We start from the raw sequence: 24,471 nt of genomic DNA on the forward strand, positions 1-24,471 counted from the left end.
TTTTTTATCACTGCTGAGTTTACCCTGTTTTCTTGCCTTTTCTATTCTCCTTTAATCCAGAATTCATGTTTATAGCAGTGGGGTGTCTTGTTGCAGCAGCAATAGCAAGATCAGGAATATTGTGTGTCATAGGAGCAGTATTTGCTATAGCGGCAATAACTACATGGTGTTTAACCCCTTCAAGTGAATTAACATCCACCAATTTGAGTCGTCCTGTTGATGATAAAGAGCTTACAGCATGTTCACATCTGTAAAAATTAAATATGTGTTACTTGTAGTGGATAAGTGAATTCAGTTCTTGCCTATTGTTATAAAAGTTGTTATATTTGAGGAATATTTAAAGGGTATTTAGTTGATGCGCATTCAATTGAATAAAGTTTTGGTTTTTATAGCCTTATTAAGTTTCATTTTTGCATCATATTCTAGCGAAGCTTCGGTGAGTGATGGATTAAAGGATGTACAAGAAACGGTAAAAGATTTTATTTCTTCATTTTCAATTAAAGATACTGTAGAAAATATGAGTCCTTCAACAATCATAGGGTTGTGTATAGCTGCGGTGATACTTGCAGTGGTGTTCAGAGGTCTAATCTTTTTTATGATAATGTTTGGTGTACTGATCATGATGTTTGGTAGTACAGAAAAGGCAACAGACTACTTAAAAGAAAAATTTAATTTTGCAAAAGATATAAAATTACAATCCGATAGCGAAAAAAAAAGATAAAAATTAAGATAGTATTTTTATCTTTTTTAATTATCTTTATTGAATACGCATATGCAGCTAAAAGTACCAGCAATTAACTCTAAGTTTGAAAAAAAGAACAACTTAGCATTACTAGAGAGCATTGATTTAGATTTCATTCCTTATGCTTGTCATTACAATGAAGAAACTATACTAACAAAACAGGGAGAGTTGTTAAAAATAATCAAGTTAGAAGATTATTCTTCTGTTGATAATTACAGCGACCTTAGAACTGAAATTAGAAAAAGCATATCAAAAAATATTAATAGCCTATATTTTACCGTTTGGATTCATACTGTCCGAAAGCGCAATAAATTGAGCTTAAAATGGAATAAAACTGAAGACTTCTCTGATAAGCTACATTCAGCACGGTTTGATAAACTCACTGATAGTAAATTACAGTATATAAATGAATTATATATTGTAATATTGTTTAGCGATTTTGGTAAGCATACTAATAATTCATTTTTTTTTAATAGAATAAAGAATAAGCATAAGCTGTATTTACAAGAAAGTTACCAGGAGTTGCAAAAGATAACTAACTTAATTAACGATGATTTAGGACCTTTTGGAGCTAAAAAACTGGGTCTAAGGTTTAGTGAAGGTAAAATATATTCTGAAATGATAGAATTTCTCCACTATATTGTTACATTAACGCACAAAGATTATCCAATACATGAAAGGGACCTGTCGCAATATATTAGAAGTTTTAAAATAGCTTTTGGTTTCAATACGTTTCAGACAATCTTTGAAAATCAACAGAAATTTGGCTCTGTTTTCAGCATAAAGGAATACCGAGAAATCTCCTTAGGCAATATAGATAGGTGCTTGCAGCTTGAATCTGAATTTATCATTACAGAAATAATGATATTTACTAGTAATAGTAAGGCAATAAAAGAATTTAATAAACAAATTAACATGCTGCAAATTAGTGAGGATAATACCTTACTTAAAAGCTCAGGAATTGAAGAAATAATAGAGCTTGAAAAGACCTCTAGTCTAGACTTCTGCCAACAGAAAATTATTTTTACAATATTTGCAGACGATAGGAATAAGTTAGCCGAAAATATTAGTGATTTATCTTCTATAATGTCATTAATTGGCTTCATGATATTTAGAACTGATCTACATATGGAAAGTCATTTTTGGGCACAACTTCCGGGCAATTTTACCTTTATTACACAACCGAAAAATATATTAGCAAAATATGCTTGCAGTTTTGCTATGCTGCATGATTTTACGTCAGGTACATTAAAAGGAGGAAGGTGGAAAGAAGCGGTAACAGTTTTTTTCTCAAAAGAAGGAAATCCTTACTTCTTTAATTTCCATGGAAAAAGAAATAATGGCCATACTACGATACTTGGAGCTCCAAATTCAGGCAGAACTTCACTCATTAATTTCCTATTATCAGAATCAAGAAAGTTTAACCCAAGAATTGTCATATTGGATAACACTGGAAAGTCGATAATTTTTACTAAAGCAGTGAGTGGTAAATATTATATAATCGATCCGAAGTATAAGGACAAAAGCCTAAAATTTAATCCACTAAACATTGAATATAGTGCTTCCAATCGCAATATGTTGGTTGAACTGATCAAAAGAATGGTAGCCGATACGAGCTTGGTGGACGTAGAAGAAAAGATAAGAAAAATTGTGGATTCTATATTTGCTATACCCAAGGAGTCACGTTCTATTGCGCAAATTTCTGAGGTGCTTTTGCTCCTCGGGGGTAAAATAAGTAGATGGTGTGAAGGTGGTGAGTTTGCTTACTTATTTCAAGATGGTAATGAATCAGATATTGACTGGGAAACAAAAATTATATCTCTCAACACCGCAAACCTCACAAAACGAAAAGAATGTATGTCCGTGATACTTTACTATTTTTTATATTCTTTTGAGGCAAAATGTGATGGCTCACCTGCAATACTTGTTTTGGATGAAGCATGGGAGATAAGTAATATTTTTCCTACAGAGAAAGAGTTTGATAACTGGATGCAAAGAATGACGGAACTAAATATTGTGGTAATCCTAAGTACTGAAAATTTAAACCTCGCATTTGCTAGCAAATTTACTCAATATTTAGATAAACATGTTGATACAAGGATCTTGATGCCAAACGTCAATGCAAATAGGTTATACATGAAAGCATTTTCTTTATCGAAAGAGGAGCTGAATATAATTCTGCAAACACCAACGCAGGAAGGTTTATTTTTGATAAAGCAGTATAAAGGGTTAGTAACTTTAAATTTAGATTTAAAGAATATGCAAGAAATACATGTACTTTCAGCTAACAAAGAGACTATAAAGTATATGTACGAGGCAATAAAGGAAAAAGGAGAAGAAGTTAATGAGTGGTTACCGGTGTTTTATGAGAAGTGTAAAGCTTAAAGCTAAATTTTTCTTCCTAGTATTGATTTTGCTTGGTGCAAGTAGTGGGCATTCTGATACTTGCACAGGTATATACACTCGTACTGATCTTGAAGCTGGGGGAAGCTCAATAGGAAAAGGTTTTTGGAACCTCTTTACTGGCAAGTGGGATGATTTGAAATTTGATTCTCACTTATTAAAAGAAATTAAAGTAACAGCAGTGAAAGATCAAGGAATAAATGGTTATTTTGATCCAAAGATTCAAGTTTGCGACTATGAAGGAGGTAATTGTTATGTATTAGCTAATGGAACGTCTTGCCGCCAGATATACGGAACGCAGACGAGCGGGGCTGGAGTTTCTGCAGCAGTTTTTATCGACTGGGAAGGAGATACAGTGTTAAATGATGGAAAATTTAAGGAAGGGATTGCGAAAGGTCTCGAGTGGGAGTGGGTAGATAATGTTACTGATGAAGAAAAAAGGAAATTTGCTAATTCTCCTAAGATATGCGCCTGCAGTCAAAAAGCAGCCTGCATAGGAGATTCTTTCTCATTTTTTACTAAAATAGGTGAAGGAGCAAATATTTTTCGCCCTGGATATATGGCAAATACCTGTGATACTTGCTATCAGGAAAAAGTAAAATGTGCTCCTGTACCACTTGCACCTGGCCCGCCTCCACTTTGTGAGCAACTTGCGATGTCGCCTCCACAAGTTAGAATTGTTCCTATAACAGATGAAGACAATGATTACTTTAACCCTAAAGTTAAGGTAATAGCTGGTGATCTAATAGAAGAAGGCGGAAAGATTGGAAAAGAATTAGATTTTCCCAGAAAATACAAAAAAGATAAAGCTGAGGAACGCCCTACTTCGAATGAAGTTAGGAAGCATTCTATTTTGGATAAAGATGGCACGACACATTACTTCAAAACTTATAGAGAAAAAGATAAGCTCTGTGCTGAATACCATGGAACTCAAGGTATAGATGAAAAGAATCTGCAGTTTGTTCGCTGTTTTCCTGCACCACCTGCTCCAGAACCTGAGATAGTGAAGGTAGCAAATGAAAACACGCTAGAAATAAAAATGAAGATGAGCGAGAGCGCTTGTACCTATGAAGCACGTGGAACCTACAGTAATGGTTCCTGTATTTTTAATGTTACCAACCATCCTGTAAATATTGGCCCCCTATCTTTAAAAGTAGTAAAACCGAGAATAGTTAAAAAAACAACTGATAGTAATAACGAAAAAAGTTATATTGATAATATTATAGAAGGTATATTAGAAAGTAATCCGCAACAATTTAAAGTTCTGAAAGAATATGACTATGTTCCTGATATTGAAACAGAATGTAAAGAGTTTCAAGGAAATAAATGCAAATTGAACAACTTAGGACAACCAGAAATAGAAGTAAAGTATAAAGAAAATTCTAACAGTAAAATGCTCTGTCTTTCTGGATGGCAGCCAGAACCAGAAGAGTTTGTTCTTGAAAGAGAAAATAAAATAATACCACTAAAATTAATGGGAACAAAATATATTAAATACAATGCTGTTTACTCTAAGGAATCAAATCAGTTCTATTATCTTCCAAGCAAGGAAAGGGAAACAGTCGACCTCTTAAAAATAAAAAGACTTCAAGATCAGTTGGATAAAATAATATTTAATAAGCAAGGGTATGTTTTCTTCCCTGACGACAATAAACAGGAAAAGGGGAAATGCAGTTACTGCGTGGATTACGATAAAGACATAGATGAAAAATTTATAAATAACAAAGTCAAAGTAGTATACAAATTGACGGATGTAGAGTATAAGGAGAAATGTGAGCAAGGAGATGATGGCTGTATTTGTTTTGATAGAAAGTGTAGTCGCTCAATACAATATTTAAATAAAAAAGATGATAAGTCATTTTACTTAAGGTATGAGGAAGTGGATTGTAAAGATAAGGATGGTAAAGTATTAAGAGATGAAAAAAATGAAGTACAAAAGTGTACACAATTAAAAGATCAACTGATTAAAGCAGATAGAACAGAGGTCTTTTACGCTGATAAATTGTGTAGGTTCGATTTAGAAGGTCTCAAAAAGAAATTAAAAGAAAAATTACAAGAGAAATCAAAAGAGATAATCGAGAAAGAACCGGAAAAAAAGAGCGAAAAGTCCCATGATTTTGGAAATGGAAATCATGATTTGGATGGCTCACAAATGTCATCTAGCCATGTTGAAATAGAAGTGTGGGGATGTGGTGAAGCAGGTCACATAAAAGATAAACCCATTCGCTGCGAATCTCATGTAGATCTGGTCACCAAGAAGAATGCCTGTTCCACTGAAACTAGAGCAGGAATGCCAGGAGATTATATTAAAGCTGAATTGGAAATTGATCCTGATTATCCTATCATTGAGTTTAGAGTTTCGGAGGGAGGAGGTAACCAAGAATCTAGATACACAGATAAGGATGGGGGGCCTATTTTTGTAAGAAAGTGTAGTGTAGGCAAAAAAGAGTGCAAGAATTTAATCACTATGGGAGGTGGAGGTATCTATAAAATGTATCCGCATGGAAATAATTATAATGATTATAGGAGTTATAAGAGTTATATGGAAACAATAATTGATGATAGTGTAAAATTAAAAAAAGAAACCAAAACAACAGGATTGCGGGTTACTGAAGATAATAAAATAACATATATAGAAAATGGTGAAATCAAGTATGAAACAGTAAAGTGTAGCAAGGATTTTAGAAGCAGTAAACCTGGTGCAGGTGGTTGCATTGATAAAAGCGAAGGAATTTATGGTAAAGGTTCTGCAGGACATGTGAAGGTAACGCCTATTATAAAGGGATTTGACAAAAACATAATAAAGGATGCTATTGAAAAAAAAATAGGAAATCAATATGATCCCGGGGAGGTTAGGGATTTTTCGAGGAGTGAGTTTGACACGAGTTTAACTAAGATGATTGAAGAGGAACTCAAAAAAAAATTGTTAAGGTAAAAAGATATAACTCTGAAAATTATGCTCTCGTTTTAATAATTAATTAAAGTAAAGCATGTAGTAAATGGTGTATCTTAACAAAAAGGTATAACGAATGTAGGAGGGTGCTTTATGTCTCTAAAGAATAAAATTTCTGAGCTAATAGAACAACAATTTAGGGAATGTTCAAAAAAGTGTGTCAAACCGCATTTTTAGTTCAACTCAATTTTCAATCTATCTGGAAAGAAAATATCAAGTTGAGACATAGTTAAAGCCCAATTAGGCAGAGCCATAGTCCATTTTTGCTCTACCTTCTTTATAGCACAATATACCTGTTTATACAAGGCATTTGTGCTGGTAAATGAGCCCTTGGTTTTAGTGAATTTTCTGATCTGTCTGTGCAGCCCCTCAATTGGATTTGTGGTGTAAATTAGCCTTCTAACTGGGCTAGAATACTTGAAATAACCAGATAAATTTTCCCAATTGTTCTGCCACGATTTTATAACTAAAGGATACTTTTCTCCCCATTTTTCTTCCAGCTCAAGTAAGTAATTTTCAGCAATTTCTTTACTTGTAGCACGATATATTTTTTTCAAATCATTCATGAAAACTTTCACATCTTTGCTGGATACATATTTTAGTGAATTTCTTATCTGATGCACTATACATAGCTGTACTTCTGCTTTAGGAAACGCACTATTTATAGCTGCAGGAAAGCTTTTTAGCCCATCTACACATGCAATCAGAATATCTTCTACTCCTCTTTCTTTGAGGTCATTTAGCACTCCCAACCAAAAGTTAGCTCCTTCACTTTCAGCCAAATAAAAGCCCAGGACTTCTTTTCTGCCATTTTGGTCTATGCCCAATATATTGTACATACATTTACTTACGCAATGTCCATTCTCTTTGACCTTAAAGAACATCCCATCCATAAATACTATCGGGTATACTGATTGCAGTGGACGACTACGCCATTCATTGATTATAGGCAGTAATTTGTCGGTAATACTTTATATCTCTGCCGCCGATATTTTGTGATCATAAATTTCCTCAACGTGTGACGCTATATCTCTATAGCTCATACCACTGGCAAATGTGCTCAAAATCTTCGTTTCAAGCTCTGGATGTAAGCTTGTTTGCCTTTTTTTGACTATTTGCGGCTCAAAACTTCCTTCTCTATCCCTTGGCGTCAAAAGTTCAAATGAACCGGCACTTGTCCGTAAAGTCTTTCCATTTCTCCCATTTCTTCGATTATTCTCTTCACTTTCAGCTAATAAGTGGTTTTCTATTTCACCTTCCAAACTTGCCTCCAGCAGCTTTTTTATAAATGGTGTTAATGCTCCCTCCCTTCCTGTCAACGGTCTTCCTTCTCGTATAGACGACAGGATATTTGTTTCCAACTCTTTATAATCTACCAATCCGTTAGTTCTGTTTACTACTTTCTGACTCATTGTCAAACCTCCATTTTTTTATATCAATTTATTACTTTTTTTTCGGTTTGACACACTTTTTTGAACATTCCCTTAATAATTGTTCTAATACTATGTTTTCTTGGTCTGCCGGTCTTTTTAGGTTCAAAATATAGCTCTATTATCTTCCATTCTTTGTCACTTATATCGCTTGGGTACATTTAAAATATATCTTATAACACACTTCTTAACTCCTTTCTACTTAGTTTGAAGACAGGCTCTTAGGATTTAGATGAATACTGATTTTTTCTGCTTCACTATCAAAAGATAATGTTACACCTTGCTTAAGAACATCCAGATAATTTCTTTTTCCGTTGTAGCTTTCAACTCTTACTATACTTTTCCCAATTTGCAGTATACCAACTCTTAAGTTCAAACCTTTATTCTTTTCATTGCTTAGGATTTTTGCAACTTCAACAGTACTATCTTGTGGATATTTTATACAAAAGCACTCATTATCTATCTCTACTTTTAATTCTAATTTATCCTTTTGAGCTTGCTCATTTTTGTTTACAATACTTTCATATGCTACATTTTTTAGATCGTTTTCAATTTCCTTACATTCCGCAAAGAGATGCTCGTCAAACTGAAGAGAAGAATTATCTACAAATGCAGTAGTTGCATGTCCTATCCTATCATGGTGGAAGAGATGTCGTTTTACCCTCCCGCCCTTTAACAATAAATCACGAACAATGCTTTGTATAATGCTTATATTTTCATCTTTTGTTGCTTCATCTTCATCCTTACTATAATCTAGAAGGTCTATAGGGTCAAACCTAGATGATCTACCACCAGAGGTTGTATTTGTGGTACTTTCAAGAACACCTACTATTTCATTAAATATTAAGTTTACTACAGTTCTTCACTGCTATTACAACGTGAATTTAACTTTATCCCTTTCTCTAAGTATTTATCTACTACGCTTTTAATACGTTCTAAAGCACCCTCTGTCCAATTTTCTATACTTTCCTGCTTAGATATCTTTGTTTTATACTCTCGTTCATTTTCTTCTATTTTGCCTTTTATTTCCTTACAAAATTCACCAATCAGACACTCTTCATTTTCAGTTAATGGTATTTCTTGCAACATTGAGAATGAGCTTTCTTCCAAAAAACAAGAATAATCTGAACTACAGCTCGAATTTGAGTCCCAATCACTTGATTCAGTATAAGGCGTCTGATTACCATCAGCGGAACTATCATCTGAATCATGATCACTAGAGTTCTGTAGTCGATTATCACTTTCGTGTTCATCTGTTTTGTTTGACAAATCATTTTTGGCAAAGTTATACTCTTGATTAAGAGAGAACTTCGTCGGATCTTCTATATCACTTTCAAGAATTTGTTGGTCTATTGTTTGTTGCTTTTTTATCTCATAAGTCATGTTATATAACCATTACCCATTAATTCTTTGATAAATACTATAATACATAGGCAAGTCAGTAAAGAAATTTAACTTACATTACTCTACCACGATTTCGAGATAGAGGAATGAATTATTTTAGTTTTGATATTTAAACGTTTTGTATCTGCTGTAATGATTTCACTTCCAATTTGCTATTCTTTACATATTGAATTGCAAGCACTAACGCTTTACTCCCAGAAGCTGTGGTGCTATAAGCTATATTTTGCAAAATAGCAGTTCTCCTGATATCTTTGCTATCTGAGACTGATTTCACACCTTTTGAGGTATTGATCACTAGATTTATTTTTCCATCTTTGAGCATATCAACTATGTGGGGTCTGCCTTCTCTCACTTTATTTACAGCTTGTGCAGCAATGCCGTTATTATTCAGATACAAAGCTGTGCCTTTGGTTGCATATATTTCAAAACTCAGTTCTTTCAACATTCGTACAACAGGCAATATATACTCTTTATCATCATCTTTTACTGAAACCAGAGCTGTTCCTTCTATTGGTAACTTGTATCCTGCAGCCATGTGCGTTTTTGCAAGTGCAGCTTCAAACGATGAGTCAATTCCCATTACTTCTCCTGTTGATTTCATTTCAGGACCAAGTAGAGTGTCAATTCCCGAAAAACGCGTGAATGGAAAAACAGCAGCTTTAACTGCAAAATGATTGAAAGGCTTGTTTTCCTGATTCAATTTTTTACCCAAAATAACCTGAGTGGCAAGCTTTGCAATAGGAATATTGATTACCTTGGAAATAAAAGGAACGGTTCGACTAGCTCGTAAATTTACTTCAAGTATGTATACATCACTCTCTTGAACAGCAAACTGAATGTTTATCAGACCTTTCACTTCTAGTGCAAGAGCTATTCTTTCAGTTTGGAGCTCGATCTCTTTTATTACTTCGTCACTCAATGTATTTGTCGGTATTGAGCATGTTGAATCGCCAGAGTGGATACCAGCTTCTTCAATATGCTCCATGACCGCTGCAATGAAAACTTTTTCCCCATCACACACAGCATCAACGTCAACCTCAACTGCATTGACTAAAAATTTATCAAGAAGCAGCGATCCGTGTTCAAAAATTTTGGTTTGATTCAAGACATACTCTTTAAAGCTCTGAGTATCGTGTCTAATCGACATAGACTGACCGCCGAGGACATATGATGGCCTGACTACTAGTGGAAACCCCACCTTTTCTGCGTTGGTTAACGCTTCTTTTACTGAATGGCAGATAGAACTTTCAGGTTGTTTTAAATTAAGTTGCAAAGCAAGGTTTTTAAATCTCATGCGATCTTCTGCAAGGTCAATAGAATCAAACGAAGTTCCCAGAATTTTGAAACCTCTCTCGTTAAGCACTTTGGCTAACTTTAAAGGTGTTTGACCACCTATTTGAACTATTACACCAACCAGTGTGCCATTTTCTTGCTCTTTACTGAGTATTTCAAGCACATCCTCTGCAATCAGTGGGGCAAAATATAAACGATCAGCGGTATCATAATCAGTTGAAACGGTTTCTGGATTACAGTTGATCATTATTGTTTCATACCCCATTTCTTTGGCGGTAGAAGCTGCATGTACGCATGCATAATCAAACTCAATACCTTGACCAATGCGATTTGGACCACTTCCTAAAATGACAACCTTTTCTCGGTCAGAAACATCTGCTTCGCAATCCATTCCCTCTGTCATCCAAGTAGCTGACACTGGGATCCATTCTTCCTTATCTCTGGATTCCAGCGTCACGCGCTGGAATGACATCATTGTGTTACCCTCATAACAGCCATACATATAAGCAGTGCTCGATTCAAATTCAGCTGCACAGGTGTCTACACGCTTATAAACTTGTTTAATGCCAAATTTTTTTCTTATTTCTTCAATTTGCTCTACTTTCTTATTGCTTAATTTTGCCAATCTTGCATCTGAAAACCCCATTTTTTTCAGCTCTAACATTTCATATGCAGTCTCAGGAAGGCCGTTTTCCTTGATTTTTTGTTCAGCTAATATAATTTGCTGTATATTCTGCAAAAACCATAAGTCATATCCTGTAATCGAATTTATTTCTTCTATGCTTATTCCATGACGCATTGCGTCAGCAGCAATCAGTAATCTGTTTGGCAGCAATTTTGCTAATTGAGATCTGATGTGATCAATATCAGTATTTTCAGGAAATACTTCATTAAGTCCCGTAAGCCCAATTTCAAGCGAGCGAAAAGCTTTCTGCAGCGACTCATTAAAAGTGCGGCCGATCGACATCACTTCCCCCACTGATTTCATGGAAGTTGATAGTTCACAATTCGTCCCCTTAAACTTCTCAAATTCAAAACGAGGAATTTTAGTGACGATGTAATCAATCACTGGTTCAAATGCAGCAGGTATAACTGGAGCGCAATCATTACGTATCTCATCGAGTGAATAGCCGATAGCAAGTTTAGTTACAACTTTTGCAATAGGATAACCTGTTGCTTTTGAAGCAAGTGCAGAAGAGCGAGAAACCCTTGGATTCATTTCAATCACAACGAGGCTTCCATCTTCTTTAGGATTCACTGCAAACTGAACATTTGCACCACCGGCACTAACATCAATTTCTCTTAGCACTGCTATAGATGCATTTCTCATCTGTTGGTATTCTACGTCACGCAGAGTCAAAGCAGGAGCAACCGTGATACTATCTCCGGTGTGCACTCCCATTGGATCAATATTTTCTATCGAACAGACTATTATGCAGTTATCTTTACAATCACGGATAACTTCCATTTCATATTCTTTCCAGCCGATAATTGATTCATCTATCTGAACTTCATTTATTGGCGAAATTTTGAGAGCACTTTCTGCAATATTGAAAAACTCCTCTTTATTGTATGCTATGCCGCTACCTGCACCACCAAGGGTGAATGACGAGCGGATGATTGCTGGTAATCCAATGTAATCCAAAGCCTTTCTTATTTGTTCTTGATTTTTTATAATGATACTTTTGGGGTATTTTAGCCCTATTTTATCCATGGACTGACGGAATAACTCTCTATCCTCTGCTTTTTTTATTGCTTCTCTATTTACCCCTATTAATTCTACATTGTATTTGTCTAACACTCCATCATCTGCAAGTTTTATTGCGCAATTGAGTGCTGTTTGCCCGCCCATTGTTGGCAATATTGCATCTGGCATCTCCTTAATTATAATTTTCTCTATGATTTTAGGCAGTACCGGCTCAATATAAGTTGCATCAGAAAACTCAGGATCTGTCATTATAGTTGCGGGGTTGGAGTTAACCAAAATGACTTTATAACCTTCACTTTTTAATACTTTACAGCTTTGCGTTCCGGAATAATCAAACTCGCATGCCTGACCTATAACTATTGGGCCTGCTCCTATTACTAATATAGATTCTATATCTGTGCGTTTTGGCATAATTACAATAACGATTTCTGTTCAAATAATGTTACCAATCTTTCCTGTATATGTGAATTTTTATTAAACCTATTAGCTAACTACTTTTAGGCTTGACGCATAACTGTACGAACATTGTGATTTGAGTCCACTAGGAACGTGAATTCTGGATTAAAGGAGAATAGAAAAGGCAAGAAAACAGGGTAAACTCAGAGCCTGTCTTCAAACTCAAGAATGAGCTAATTTGTGAAGCATAATAGTGATCATATTAAAGAAGATGTTGTTTTTTGAAGTGAGAGGAGAATGCTCATAATCCTTACTCATACGTCTAAAATTGGAGAGCCAAGCAAAGGTTCTCTCAACAATCCAACGTTTGGGAATAACCTGAAATCCTGTATCAACTATTTTCTTGGTAATCGTCAATAAACATCCAGTTTCCAATAAGCAGAGGTTTTGCAATTTACCTGTGTATCCTTGATCAGCAAAAAACTTATGTAATGTTGGAGCTTTGCATTTGGCTTGAACAAAAAGATTTAGTGCACCATCAAGATCCTGAATGCTTGCACTTTGTACTTCAGCAGCAATTACAAGACCTACAGTATCTACAACGATGTGGCGCTTTCTACCCTTTACTTTCTTGCCAGCATCATATCCTCTGGATCCCCTTTTTGAGTAGTTTTTACTGATTGGCTATCTATTATTCCCACTGATGGAGTTTCATTCTTACCAATTATCTCTCTTACTTTTTTAACTAGAAAATCATGAATCTCTTGCCATATTCCACTTTTTTTCAATCGCTAATTACAACTATACACTGTTTTCCATGGTGGAAAATCTTTAGGCAGTTGTCTCCATTGACATCCTGTTCTCATCATATAGCGGATTGCGTTAATAATTGTTCTAATACTATGTTTTCTTGGTCTGCCGGTCTTTTTAGGTTCAAAATATAGCTCTATTATCTTCCATTCTTTGTCACTTATATCGCTTGGGTACATTTAAAATATATCTTATAACACACTTCTTAACTCCTTTCTACTTAGTTTGAAGACAGGCTCTTAGAAATGCATCTTATTGTTGCTTGCATTAGGGTAGCATTTGTAAATGTATTAGCATCTTTAATATGCATACCACACAATAGTTTTCCTGGGGTACCACCAAGTTTTGTTACCATTAATATTTTGGATATTGTTAGTGTTAATGTTGCGACCACTGTAAAAACTACAAATGGTATTTTTGTTGCTAGTTGTTCAAGTTCCTGAAAAAAGTCTTGATCTTCTAATGATGCGATGAATACACCATAGATAAAAGCAAAGATAAAATCAGGGAAAAATATGATGAGGTCAAGTATTTCTGCTACAATACGCCTTGTAAACCCTACATAATTTACTTTAACATTTATTTCAGTATCCATATCTTCACCTATGTTTTACCAATTAATATAAAAGCACGTTATTAAGTAACCGTAAATATACTAATTTGTGCAATACTAGCTACTTGTGCCACTCTATTATTTGAATTAACATTAAATCATTTACAGTTAGGGAAGTTATGTCAACACCAATCACAGTTGCATATGGTGATGGTATCGGACCAGAAATTATGGAAGCGGTGCTGTCGATATTACGCGAAGCGGAAGCGAAGATCTCAATGGATATTATTGAAATAGGTGAGCGTGTTTATAGTAAGGAATGGTCTCACGGAATTTCTCCAAGTGGTTGGGAATCTATCGAAAGGACAAAGATATTACTCAAATCTCCGACAACCACTCCTCAAGGTAAAGGACACAAAAGCTTGAACGTTGCACTCAGAAAAAATCTAGGGTTATATGCAAACATCAGGCCGTGTATTTCATATCATTCTGTTATAGAAAATAAATTCGATAAGTTTGATATCGTAGTGATACGCGAAAATGAAGAGGACGTTTACACCGGAATAGAGCATAGGCTCACTGGTGATTCTTACCAATGCACTAAAATTATTACTAGATCTGGCTCAGAGAAGATATGCAGGTATGCTTTTGAATACGCGAAAAAACACAACAGAAAAAAAGTAACTTGCCTGACTAAAGACAACATAATGAAAATGACTGACGGAACTTTCCATGCAGCGTTTGATCGCATTGCAAAGGAATACCAGGACATAAAGGCAGAACATTATATAGTTGATATTGGAATGGCACGTGTTGCCACAGAACCGGAGAATTTCGATGTTATAGTAACTGAAAATCTATATGGCGACATATTATCAGACATAGTGGCACAAACCTCAGGTTCTGTAGGGCTTGCAGGAAGTAGCAATATAGGTAATGAATATGCGATGTTTGAAGCGGTTCATGGTTCTGCTCCTGATATTGCAGGAAAAAACATAGCTAATCCTTCTGGTCTTTTAAATGCTGCAGTGCATATGCTAATTTACATAGGTCAAGTGGGTACTGCAAAATTAATCTACGATTCATGGCTGAAGACTTTAGAGGATGGAATACACACTGCCGATTTGTATAAGGAGAAAAGAAGTAAACAGAAAGTTGGTACAAAAGAATTTGCAGAAGCTGTTATAGATAATCTAGGAAAGAAACCTGTAACATTACCTGAGCTTATAATTAGCAGTGGTTCAGATAGTAAAATAAATAAAGTACAAGACAATTACGAACAAGATTACAAAGTTAAAAGGCTAGTGGGTAGTGATATAACGCTTGCTTGGGACAAATCCAGCAATTTTGATCAAATAGTTAGGTTATTTGAATCGAGTAATCTGCAAATGATAGCAATATACTCAAAAGGACTGGCAATTTGGCCAAGAAGCTCAAAATCTTCAAGCGATCAAATAACCTGTAGGTTTATCGCAAATAATGAAAAGCAAGCTATTACAAATAGTGATGTAAATAACTTGCTAATCAAACTCGAAGAAAGTAGCTTTGACGTGGTGAGAATGGATAAGTTGTATTTATATGATGGGAAAGAGGGATTTTTCTCTTAATAATTGTTCGGTATTGTAGTTTTTGCATGAAATATTTAAATATGTTATACTGAAAGCATGATATATTTATATGAGGTGCAGTAGTGAATCAACATTTTAAATTAACCAGTCAGGGGTTTTATGATAATAATGATCTGTTTAAAGTATTAGAAATAAAAGCTGAACAGGTTATAGATAAGGATTATGAAGAGCTTAGTAGCGTTTTAAAAATACAACATAGAAAACTGATTCTTGTAGATCATCCTGACAAAGGTGGAAACAAAAACAGATTTGACCAAATTCATAAAGCTTATCAAGAGCTAAAAAAATACATTGAACCTTTAAAGTCAGGGGATCCTTGTGTTAAAGTCAGTGCTGGTGCTGAAAGTAATGGGCTTTTAACAGTACGTGGATTCTATTATAGGAAAAAGCTGTTCGATACACTAGGGATTGGTGAAGAAGCTATAGGTAAAAGTTTTGAAGAACTAATTTCTATATTGAAAAAAGGTGACAATTCGTTTGAAGAGGATTTGAAATACTGTTTTTCAGGAAATATTTATAGCAGTTTTTTCAGATCGTCAGACCCTAGCGAGCTTAATAAACGCCTATCAAAACCTAGTATACACCTATTTCTTTATATTCTTCCTCTGCAGAAGCAAAAGGGCCTAATAGATGAGGATAAAAAAGAATTAGCATTAAAATTCATAGAGCGTAAGAATGTTATACTACCACGCATCCGAATTTCTAGTTCTCTACTCTTAAGCCTGTTAACTACAGTTACTATAGGTTGCTATTTTTCATGGTGGATCATAGCATTTAATATCGTTATTGTTGATAACGCCTTTCGTTTATTAATAGGCCATTATATAAAAAAGTATACTAATTCAGACATTTCTACTGAAGAATTCACGAGTAAAATGAACTATATTGTGCTAGGCAGCAGACTCTTCCTTAGTTACCCTCTAGCTGCTTTCTCTGTTTATTTACTTACAACAAGTTTTATTGCTAATGGATTAACTATTGGCGGAGGTATACTTGGTTCTCTGTTGGCATTGACAATATTAATTGAAGCACTAGTTCCTGTTTTCTCAAGAGGTTGTGAAATATACACTGGAAAACACATGAAAGATTTACTTGAGGAAGGTCCAAGAGATAGAGTACAAAAGGAAACTGATCTGTTAGGACGGTATGATCCACGAAGGCTATTAATGCCGATAATTATGCCTCTTGTTAGAAAGTGTTTTGCAGGAGTAGCGAACGAATTTGCTGAGAGGAATTTCGATGAAGTGAACACTAATATGTCTGATGTTAACACTGAACAGCCACCTAGACTTCAAGCAATTGGATTTGCATAGTAGAATATTACGGTATAGTATAAACTTTTAGCTCTATGAATGGACTCAAAAAAAGTAGAACTAATATTTGAAAAGTTTCAACAATCAAATCCTGCGCCAAAAATAGAGATAAATTATACCAATCATTTTACACTACTAGTTGCGATAGTTTTATCAGCACGGACAACCGATGTAAGCGTTAATAAAATTACAAGAGAACTATTTAATATCGCTGATACGCCAGGAAAGATGCTGAATCTTGGACAAGACGAGCTTAAAAAACGTATAAGCAGTATTGGTTTATATAATTCCAAAGCAAAAAACATAATCGGGCTCAGCAAAATATTGATTGAGCGGTACAATAGCGAAGTGCCTACTGATTTCGATGACTTGGTATCTTTACCAGGGGTTGGGAGAAAGAGCGCTAATGTGTTCTTAAATTCAGGACTTGGTATTCCAACATTGGCAGTTGATACTCATGTTTTTAGAGTAAGCAATAGACTTGGACTTGTGAGAGAAAAAGATGTGTTTAAAACAGAGCAATCTCTTTTAAATGTAGTTCCAAAAGAATACCTGCTTTATGCTCATCACTGGCTAGTTTTGCATGGTAGATATGTTTGCAAAGCGCAAAAGCCTTCGTGTGAAACGTGTATAATTCATGATTTGTGTGAGTTTGAATGCAAAAGGTATAAAGTCTAGCACACTATGACCCCTTTCTTGTCACTCCGATATTCCTTCCTTTTATCATCCGAGTAGCTGACGCTGGGATCCAGGTTGCTCATAAGCAAACTATAGTATTTTCAAAAGCGAATGATAAAGGTATAATACATTTTTTAAAGTAGGGAAAGCGATGGTATATAGTGTAGATTTAAGGGAAAAAGCAGTATCTTTGGTAAAAAAAGGAAAGTCAAAGGTTGAAGTTGCAGAGGTTTTTGAGATAGAAACTATATAGATGGCTAAAAAAGAAAGCTACTGGCCAAGGTCTCAAAGCGGTAAAAAGTACTGGTTTTATTCGGAAAATAGACCCAAAAATACTTGCAGACTATGTTAAAAAACACCCAGCTAGCAGAAATGAAACAAAACCTTGGCTTTGGAATAAGTGCAATTTGGTATAGGTTAAAACAGCTAAAAATAACCTTAAAAAAAGTCACATTCTATCAAGAGCGCAATCAAGAAGATAGGCAGCAATTTATCGATAAAGTCTCAAAAATAGACCACTGTAGCATTTTATATATAGATGAAGCAGGAGTTGATCATAGACTATACCGAGGATATGCATGAGCTCCAAGAGGAGAAAAAATATATGCTGATGTTCCAGGAAAAAAGCGGGAAAGAGTGAGTATAATAGGTGGATGGATTGAAAAGAAGTTTATTGCACCAATGACCTTCACAGGAGGGTGTAATAAAGATGTATTTAATGTATGGTTAGAGCGAACCACAATTGCAGCGTAATACAACCATAGTTATGGATAATGCTACATTCCATAAAACTCCCAAAACAAAGTCATTAATAGAGTCTTTTGGCTGTCATTTGCTTTATCTTCCAACATATTCACCTGCTCACTTTTACCCACAAATGTAAAAAGTGAGTAAGCTAAATAATTTAGGATCAAAATGATAGAAACAAGTACAAACGCGAATTCTGGATTAAGGAAGGAAGAAAGTATAGGAAATAGAAGGCTTTGTGGATTTGATGGAATAGGAAATGAGAGTAGAAAAGATATGAACCAAAAAATTAACAGGGGATCTATGGCGAGTGTGTTCAATTTCTAGTCTATTTTTTAGGTAACCAAAAACAGTCTCAATGATAGACCTTTTTCTCAGTAAAATCTTCTCATTTAGCGAAATCAATGTATTTTTCATACCTTTTTTCACCTTGGTAACAAGTTTCAAACCTCGGTCAAACAGCTTCTGAAAAAGCTCTTTTGCAATATAACCTTTGTCACCAAACAAAAGACCGATTAATTTTTCCGTCAGATTTGGCACAGGTATCCTATCATCAACATTGCCTTTTGTTAGCGTAAGTGCATGAATTTCAACATTTTCATTGATTACCATATGTAATTTGAAACCAAAAAACCAGCCGTAAGTGCTCTTGCTTAATTTTGCAATTCCAGCAAAAACTTTGTTTTTGGATATTCTTTTTGCATGACAAACTGCAATGGGAGTTGTGTCTATATATGAAATTCCAGTGTTTTCTGACTGTCCACAAAGCCAATGCAACAACATTGCTAAATGCCACAAAACCCTAGGCTTTAGAGCAACAAACCTGGTATATGAAGGTAACTTTGGAAACTCTGATTTGTAGAGCAACGTTAGGTAATGTAGATAGAAAGTTTTACACGGAGATTGTTGATATAGCAGGATTATTGTCATGATTTCGGAGTGCTCAATTTCCGTTGTTCTTGTGGGGTTTTTACCATTTGGCAGTAGTTTATCTGCAAAATTTTTCTCTATATCTCTGCAAAAATCATCGACCAAACAAAACAGTTTTGTTATATCTTCCATGGGTAACCTCATCTATTTTTTTATCACTGCTGAGTTTACCCTGTTTTCTTGCCTTTTCTATTCTCCTTTAATCCAGAATTCACGTTATTAGTATGTAAATCAACACCTATATAACGCATAAAATTTTCCTCTTATTGAATACTCTAACATATCAGAGTACCGGTTGGTCCATTCTCCTATACGCGGTCACTAAATTTTATAGGCCGCACGATGGTTTTCGGTGGCAGGGGCGATTAATCTCCTTTACGAGGTCTTTTTCCTATACTGCAAAAAGCAGAAAGGGCCTCACAAAAATTTTCAATCTGCCACCTATCCACTCTGAGAAGGTATTATCTTCTCATGCTTCCAACCAAGCAATAACTATTCATACCCCCTCCTTTTGACGTGAATTATGGATTAAAGGAGAATAGAAGAGGCAAGAAAACAGGGTAAACTCAGCAGTGATAAAAAAATAGATGAGGTTACCCATGGAAGATATAACAAAACTGTTTTGTTTGGTCGATGATTTTTGCAGAGATATAGAGAAAAATTTTGCAGATAAACTACTGCCAAATGGTAAAAACCCCACAAGAACAACGGAAATTGAGCACTGGGAATGTTCAAAAAAGCATACGCGTCAAGTTAAGGCCCAATATAGCACCATTTAAAGTGGGTATCTTGTTTGTTACATTTATTTTTTGGGAAATTTTGATCTAAAATAAGATAATTCTTTTAGAAGAGTCTATAAATTACTAGCTTTATTACTTAATATCTAAAATAATCTTTACCACTTTTCTTTTTCCTTATGCTACTTTCCCTTAACTTGACGCGTATGGTTCAAAAAAGTGTGTCAAACCGAAAAAAAAGTAATAAATTGATATAAAAAAATGGAGGTTTGACAATGAGTCAGAAAGTAGTAAACAGAACTAACGGATTGGTAGATTATAAAGAGTTGGAAACAAATATCCTGTCGTCTATACGAGAAGGAAGACCGTTGACAGGAAGGGAGGGAGCATTAACACCATTTATAAAAAAGCTGCTGGAGGCAAGTTTGGAAGGTGAAATAGAAAACCACTTATTAGCTGAAAGTGAAGAGAATAATCGAAGAAATGGGAGAAATGGAAAGACTTTACGGACAAGTGCCGGTTCATTTGAACTTTTGACGCCAAGGGATAGAGAAGGAAGTTTTGAGCCGCAAATAGTCAAAAAAAGGCAAACAAGCTTACATCCAGAGCTTGAAACGAAGATTTTGAGCACATTTGCCAGTGGTATGAGCTATAGAGATATAGCGTCACACGTTGAGGAAATTTATGATCACAAAATATCGGCGGCAGAGATATAAAGTATTACCGACAAATTACTGCCTATAATCAATGAATGGCGTAGTCGTCCACTGCAATCAGTATACCCGATAGTATTTATGGATGGGATGTTCTTTAAGGTCAAAGAGAATGGACATTGCGTAAGTAAATGTATGTACAATATATTGGGCATAGACCAAAATGGCAGAAAAGAAGTCCTGGGCTTTTATTTGGCTGAAAGTGAAGGAGCTAACTTTTGGTTGGGAGTGCTAAATGACCTCAAAGAAAGAGGAGTAGAAGATATTCTGATTGCATGTGTAGATGGGCTAAAAAGCTTTCCTGCAGCTATAAATAGTGCGTTTCCTAAAGCAGAAGTACAGCTATGTATAGTGCATCAGATAAGAAATTCACTAAAATATGTATCCAGCAAAGATGTGAAAGTTTTCATGAATGATTTGAAAAAAATATATCGTGCTACAAGTAAAGAAATTGCTGAAAATTACTTACTTGAGCTGGAAGAAAAATGGGGAGAAAAGTATCCTTTAGTTATAAAATCGTGGCAGAACAATTGGGAAAATTTATCTGGTTATTTCAAGTATTCTAGGGGAATGTTCAAAAAAGTGTGTCAAACCGCATTTTTAGTTCAACTCAATTTTCAATCTATCTGGAAAGAAAATATCAAGTTGAGACATAGTTAAAGCCCAATTAGGCAGAGCCATAGTCCATTTTTGCTCTACCTTCTTTATAGCACAATATACCTGTTTATACAAGGCATTTGTGCTGGTAAATGAGCCCTTGGTTTTAGTGAATTTTCTGATCTGTCTGTGCAGCCCCTCAATTGGATTTGTGGTGTAAATTAGCCTTCTAACTGGGCTAGAATACTTGAAATAACCAGATAAATTTTCCCAATTGTTCTGCCACGATTTTATAACTAAAGGATACTTTTCTCCCCATTTTTCTTCCAGCTCAAGTAAGTAATTTTCAGCAATTTCTTTACTTGTAGCACGATATATTTTTTTCAAATCATTCATGAAAACTTTCACATCTTTGCTGGATACATATTTTAGTGAATTTCTTATCTGATGCACTATACATAGCTGTACTTCTGCTTTAGGAAACGCACTATTTATAGCTGCAGGAAAGCTTTTTAGCCCATCTACACATGCAATCAGAATATCTTCTACTCCTCTTTCTTTGAGGTCATTTAGCACTCCCAACCAAAAGTTAGCTCCTTCACTTTCAGCCAAATAAAAGCCCAGGACTTCTTTTCTGCCATTTTGGTCTATGCCCAATATATTGTACATACATTTACTTACGCAATGTCCATTCTCTTTGACCTTAAAGAACATCCCATCCATAAATACTATCGGGTATACTGATTGCAGTGGACGACTACGCCATTCATTGATTATAGGCAGTAATTTGTCGGTAATACTTTATATCTCTGCCGCCGATATTTTGTGATCATAAATTTCCTCAACGTGTGACGCTATATCTCTATAGCTCATACCACTGGCAAATGTGCTCAAAATCTTCGTTTCAAGCTCTGGATGTAAGCTTGTTTGCCTTTTTTTGACTATTTGCGGCTCAAAACTTCCTTCTCTATCCCTTGGCGTCAAAAGTTCAAATGAACCGGCACTTGTCCGTAAAGTCTTTCCATTTCTCCCATTTCTTCGATTATTCTCTTCACTTTCAGCTAATAAGTGGTTTTCTATTTCACCTTCCAAACTTGCCTCCAGCAGCTTTTTTATAAATGGTGTTAATGCTCCCTCCCTTCCTGTCAACGGTCTTCCTTCTCGTATAGACGACAGGATATTTGTTTCCAACTCTTTATAATCTACCAATCCGTTAGTTCTGTTTACTACTTTCTGACTCATTGTCAAACCTCCATTTTTTTATATCAATTTATTACTTTTTTTTCGGTTTGACACACTTTTTTGAACATTCCCGTATCTTGTGATTTTTTGATCGGTATGGTTTTCTACTTTGTAATTATGGGTTACGCTGAACCTTTCTAAAATTGGCTTGTGTTTTAAATTCCACAGTTGTTCGGATAGTTTATCACTTCCTAGTAAAAATTTACTTCCTTTCTCTTCTGCACTCGTAACCGGAAAACATGCGTTTATTTCTCCTAAACTCCAACTGTCCGATAATACTATCTGCGCCTTTGCAAACTTAATTGCTGGTAATAAGCTCTGTGGTAGCGGATATAACGTTTTTAAATTATTCCACTGATGACTTCTTTCATAAATACCGTTACAATTCTTTGTGTTAGGCTCGGTTTCTCCAAGTACTGCTACATCTAATCGATATATGTCATTACTAAATGTTTGTTCATAATGCTCTCTTAAATAGTTGTCTACAATCTCTACTAACGGACCTCTAGAACTGAAAAAATTTACTCTTCCAAACGATAACACTGGCCCATTTTTTTCAACTTTTATACCAGAGTAGTCTGATAACAAACTTCCAAATAAACTTTCATCTAAAATAAACCTATCAACGTTGTAGTGGTCATTAAAAATCCTCATTAGCCGCGATCTTGCTGGTAGTGATAGTTTTGCAAGTTCTACTACTGCATCTACAAAAAAGTCATTTGGAACATCTTTTATTCCTATTTGCAGTTCAAAAAAATGTTTACCGGTTGGCTCTTCAATAATCGTAATATCTTCTATATTTGCCCATTTAAGTGCTATTTTCAGTGAGGCAGGTGTTCCTCTTAAACGCTGAAATTTTATTCCTTCTTTTATCGCTCTTCTTTTCTCTTTTGCCCAACGCAGAATCTCTTCTAACCCATATTCCTCTATTATCCATGGCAATATTTCATCTTTAGGATTAAACTTAAATCCTCTTATCCTGCTTGGTTCTACTTTGTAGTCTATTGCATCAACCAGCGCTTTTTCTTGCTTTGTTGCGTTTGGGGGTAATAACATTAACTTTTACCCATTAGTTCAATATTTAAGCTTTGCAAAATAGCACACTCATTCCCCAGTACCACAACATCCTCTTTTGGCTCGATTAATTCTACGTTTTCTACACCATCCACAAACAGGTTGGCTATAATCCATGATTTCGTTACTTTCCATCCTAATCTTTTCGTTGTTTCAAATTTTTCGATAAATTTCTTCTTCACCGTTTCAATGATGTCTGGTCTGTTAATGCTAATTTTACTGTGGATATCTACTTCTATAATATTGCAACTTACCACTTCTATTGTATCTGTTAAAACCCTTATATCATCTCTCATAACCTGCTTTTTTACAATTTTAAGTAGCTCTTCTGACACTATGCCAGTTGTGGATAATTTTGTTGATAAGATTGAAATTTGTACTTTCCCTGGTACAGGTGATTCTACTAATGCATCTTTTACTCTCGTATCTGCTGATAATGCATAATACCGATAATTTCCTCCAGTACTCCAGCCTACTATTTTTGCTTTAATCCTTTTCCTAAAATTTTCATCTTTTTCTTCTTTTTCCCTTGCAACTCCGTAAAATTCAGCTAAATTATCAAGATTATTTCCCGTCGCAAACTTCAGTAAATTACTTTTTACCGCTTCTTTTATTCTTTCTCTCAACAAAAGTTCTCGCCATGCTGCTACTTCTAATACCTTCATCGCTGGGTCACTTTCTACTAATGCTGTAAAACTTGAGTCTCGACGTATCAACTCCTCCTTCATACGTGAAAAGATTTCTTCGAAGTTCAGTGGCTCAATAATGTTAGGCTGCTCCATCTTTATACCACAACTCCATCAAAGCGAATCTTTTCCCCCATTGGTAAGTACAATCCTTCTAGGTCAAGCGTTACTTTTCCTTCTTTCACTTCTGTTATTTTTACTTTTTCTAACTTAAATCTCTTTTCCCATTTTTCCAAAGCTTCTGCAGTTGCTGCGTAAATTTCTAGTGTAAAATCACGATTTACTGGCTTATCTACTAATTCAAATAATCTTGATCCATACTCTCTTCTCATAATACGTGATCCAATAGGAGTGGTTAAAATATCAGTAATTGATTGTTTTAAATGCTCCAAACCTTCTAATCCCTTACCTGTTTTAGCATCCATTCCCTTCAT

22 protein-coding genes and 3 pseudogenes are annotated in these 24,471 nt (G+C 35.1%); 11 read left to right on the forward strand and 14 right to left on the reverse strand.

What is annotated here, in order from left to right:
- The first annotated feature begins 32 nt into the window (after positions 1-32).
- The 4 genes from ACFELZ_RS03370 (at position 33) to ACFELZ_RS03385 (ending at position 6,080) form a co-directional block, all read left to right on the forward strand.
- Positions 33-254, forward strand: coding sequence for a hypothetical protein (locus ACFELZ_RS03370; RefSeq protein ID WP_375316503.1), 222 nt, complete (start codon positions 33-35; stop codon positions 252-254).
- Positions 255-355: 101 nt separating this feature from the next.
- Positions 356-721 (forward strand): hypothetical protein, encoded by a 366-nt coding sequence (locus ACFELZ_RS03375; RefSeq protein ID WP_375316650.1) that lies wholly within the window; start codon positions 356-358, stop codon positions 719-721.
- 51 nt (positions 722-772) lie between these two features.
- A complete protein-coding gene (locus tag ACFELZ_RS03380) occupies positions 773-3,127 on the forward strand; it encodes a type VI secretion protein (protein WP_375316504.1) in 2,355 nt (784 codons plus the stop codon).
- A complete protein-coding gene (locus tag ACFELZ_RS03385; protein WP_375316505.1) occupies positions 3,108-6,080 on the forward strand; it encodes a hypothetical protein in 2,973 nt (990 codons plus the stop codon). Before ACFELZ_RS03380 ends, ACFELZ_RS03385 begins: the two co-directional genes overlap by 20 nt.
- 191 nt (positions 6,081-6,271) lie before the next feature.
- Here the strand turns inward: ACFELZ_RS03385 and ACFELZ_RS03390 are convergent.
- The 9 genes and pseudogenes from ACFELZ_RS03390 to ACFELZ_RS03430 all read right to left on the reverse strand — a co-directional run bounded on the left by ACFELZ_RS03390 (position 6,272) and on the right by ACFELZ_RS03430 (position 13,734).
- Positions 6,272-7,510, reverse strand: a pseudogene (locus tag ACFELZ_RS03390) (IS256 family transposase).
- Positions 7,511-7,533: 23 nt separating this feature from the next.
- The gene (locus ACFELZ_RS03395) at positions 7,534-7,689 is read right to left on the reverse strand and encodes a hypothetical protein (protein WP_375316506.1); all 156 of its coding nucleotides are present in this window, start codon (positions 7,687-7,689) and stop codon (positions 7,534-7,536) included.
- 41 nt (positions 7,690-7,730) lie between these two features.
- A complete protein-coding gene (locus ACFELZ_RS03400; RefSeq protein WP_375316507.1) occupies positions 7,731-8,207 on the reverse strand; it encodes a hypothetical protein in 477 nt (158 codons plus the stop codon).
- Between the two features lie 173 nt (positions 8,208-8,380).
- Entirely contained in the window at positions 8,381-8,911 is a 531-nt protein-coding gene (locus ACFELZ_RS03405; protein WP_375316508.1) for a hypothetical protein, read from the reverse strand.
- A 130-nt stretch (positions 8,912-9,041) separates the two neighbouring features.
- Positions 9,042-12,344, reverse strand: coding sequence for a carbamoyl-phosphate synthase large subunit (carB, locus tag ACFELZ_RS03410; RefSeq protein WP_375316509.1), 3,303 nt, complete (start codon positions 12,342-12,344; stop codon positions 9,042-9,044).
- 207 nt (positions 12,345-12,551) lie between these two features.
- The gene (locus ACFELZ_RS03415) at positions 12,552-13,010 is read right to left on the reverse strand and encodes a transposase (protein ID WP_375316627.1); all 459 of its coding nucleotides are present in this window, start codon (positions 13,008-13,010) and stop codon (positions 12,552-12,554) included.
- Positions 12,953-13,117, reverse strand: coding sequence for a hypothetical protein (locus ACFELZ_RS03420; protein ID WP_375315781.1), 165 nt, complete (start codon positions 13,115-13,117; stop codon positions 12,953-12,955). Before ACFELZ_RS03420 ends, ACFELZ_RS03415 begins: the two co-directional genes overlap by 58 nt.
- 3 nt (positions 13,118-13,120) lie before the next feature.
- Positions 13,121-13,318 carry a transposase gene (locus ACFELZ_RS03425; RefSeq protein WP_375315805.1) on the reverse strand — a complete coding sequence of 66 codons (198 nt, stop codon included), beginning with the start codon at positions 13,316-13,318 and terminating at the stop codon, positions 13,121-13,123.
- A 41-nt stretch (positions 13,319-13,359) separates the two neighbouring features.
- On the reverse strand, positions 13,360-13,734 hold the full coding sequence (locus tag ACFELZ_RS03430) for an RDD family protein (RefSeq protein WP_375316510.1): 375 nt from the start codon (positions 13,732-13,734) through the stop codon (positions 13,360-13,362).
- Positions 13,735-13,871: 137 nt separating this feature from the next.
- Here ACFELZ_RS03430 and icd point away from each other — a divergent pair, with 137 nt between their 5' ends.
- The 5 genes from icd to ACFELZ_RS03455 all read left to right on the forward strand — a co-directional run bounded on the left by icd (position 13,872) and on the right by ACFELZ_RS03455 (position 18,194).
- Positions 13,872-15,299, forward strand: coding sequence for an isocitrate dehydrogenase (gene icd / locus ACFELZ_RS03435; protein WP_375316511.1), 1,428 nt, complete (start codon positions 13,872-13,874; stop codon positions 15,297-15,299).
- A gap of 83 nt (positions 15,300-15,382) precedes the next feature.
- A complete protein-coding gene (locus tag ACFELZ_RS03440; protein ID WP_375316512.1) occupies positions 15,383-16,633 on the forward strand; it encodes a molecular chaperone DnaJ in 1,251 nt (416 codons plus the stop codon).
- Between the two features lie 39 nt (positions 16,634-16,672).
- Positions 16,673-17,311 carry an endonuclease III gene (gene nth / locus ACFELZ_RS03445; protein WP_375316513.1) on the forward strand — a complete coding sequence of 213 codons (639 nt, stop codon included), beginning with the start codon at positions 16,673-16,675 and terminating at the stop codon, positions 17,309-17,311.
- Positions 17,312-17,656: 345 nt separating this feature from the next.
- A complete protein-coding gene (locus ACFELZ_RS03450) occupies positions 17,657-17,893 on the forward strand; it encodes an IS630 transposase-related protein (RefSeq protein ID WP_375316649.1) in 237 nt (78 codons plus the stop codon).
- 184 nt (positions 17,894-18,077) lie between these two features.
- Positions 18,078-18,194 (forward strand): transposase, encoded by a 117-nt coding sequence (locus ACFELZ_RS03455; RefSeq protein WP_375316648.1) that lies wholly within the window; start codon positions 18,078-18,080, stop codon positions 18,192-18,194.
- A gap of 65 nt (positions 18,195-18,259) precedes the next feature.
- On the opposite strand, the gene ACFELZ_RS03460 is transcribed toward ACFELZ_RS03455, so the two are convergent.
- Positions 18,260-19,120 carry an IS982 family transposase gene (locus ACFELZ_RS03460; protein ID WP_375315786.1) on the reverse strand — a complete coding sequence of 287 codons (861 nt, stop codon included), beginning with the start codon at positions 19,118-19,120 and terminating at the stop codon, positions 18,260-18,262.
- 467 nt (positions 19,121-19,587) lie between these two features.
- Between ACFELZ_RS03460 and ACFELZ_RS03465 the strand changes: the two genes are divergently transcribed.
- Together ACFELZ_RS03465 and ACFELZ_RS03470 are read left to right on the forward strand one after the other, a co-directional pair.
- The gene (locus tag ACFELZ_RS03465) at positions 19,588-19,767 is read left to right on the forward strand and encodes a hypothetical protein (protein ID WP_375316514.1); all 180 of its coding nucleotides are present in this window, start codon (positions 19,588-19,590) and stop codon (positions 19,765-19,767) included.
- Positions 19,768-20,000: 233 nt separating this feature from the next.
- Positions 20,001-21,032 (forward strand): annotated as a pseudogene (locus ACFELZ_RS03470) (IS256 family transposase); the annotation flags it as partial.
- Positions 21,033-21,038: 6 nt separating this feature from the next.
- Here the strand turns inward: ACFELZ_RS03470 and ACFELZ_RS03475 are convergent.
- The 4 genes and pseudogenes from ACFELZ_RS03475 to ACFELZ_RS03490 all read right to left on the reverse strand — a co-directional run bounded on the left by ACFELZ_RS03475 (position 21,039) and on the right by ACFELZ_RS03490 (position 24,471).
- A pseudogene (locus ACFELZ_RS03475) lies at positions 21,039-22,277 on the reverse strand (IS256 family transposase).
- 18 nt (positions 22,278-22,295) lie between these two features.
- The gene (locus ACFELZ_RS03480) at positions 22,296-23,333 is read right to left on the reverse strand and encodes a phage tail protein (RefSeq protein WP_375316515.1); all 1,038 of its coding nucleotides are present in this window, start codon (positions 23,331-23,333) and stop codon (positions 22,296-22,298) included.
- Positions 23,333-24,133 (reverse strand): baseplate J/gp47 family protein, encoded by an 801-nt coding sequence (locus ACFELZ_RS03485; RefSeq protein WP_375316516.1) that lies wholly within the window; start codon positions 24,131-24,133, stop codon positions 23,333-23,335. Before ACFELZ_RS03485 ends, ACFELZ_RS03480 begins: the two co-directional genes overlap by 1 nt.
- A 2-nt stretch (positions 24,134-24,135) precedes the next feature.
- Positions 24,136-24,471, reverse strand: coding sequence for a GPW/gp25 family protein (locus ACFELZ_RS03490; RefSeq protein ID WP_375316517.1), 336 nt, complete (start codon positions 24,469-24,471; stop codon positions 24,136-24,138).

The organism is Wolbachia endosymbiont (group A) of Colletes cunicularius (assembly GCF_964264715.1).
In the GTDB taxonomy this organism is placed as follows: domain Bacteria; phylum Pseudomonadota; class Alphaproteobacteria; order Rickettsiales; family Anaplasmataceae; genus Wolbachia.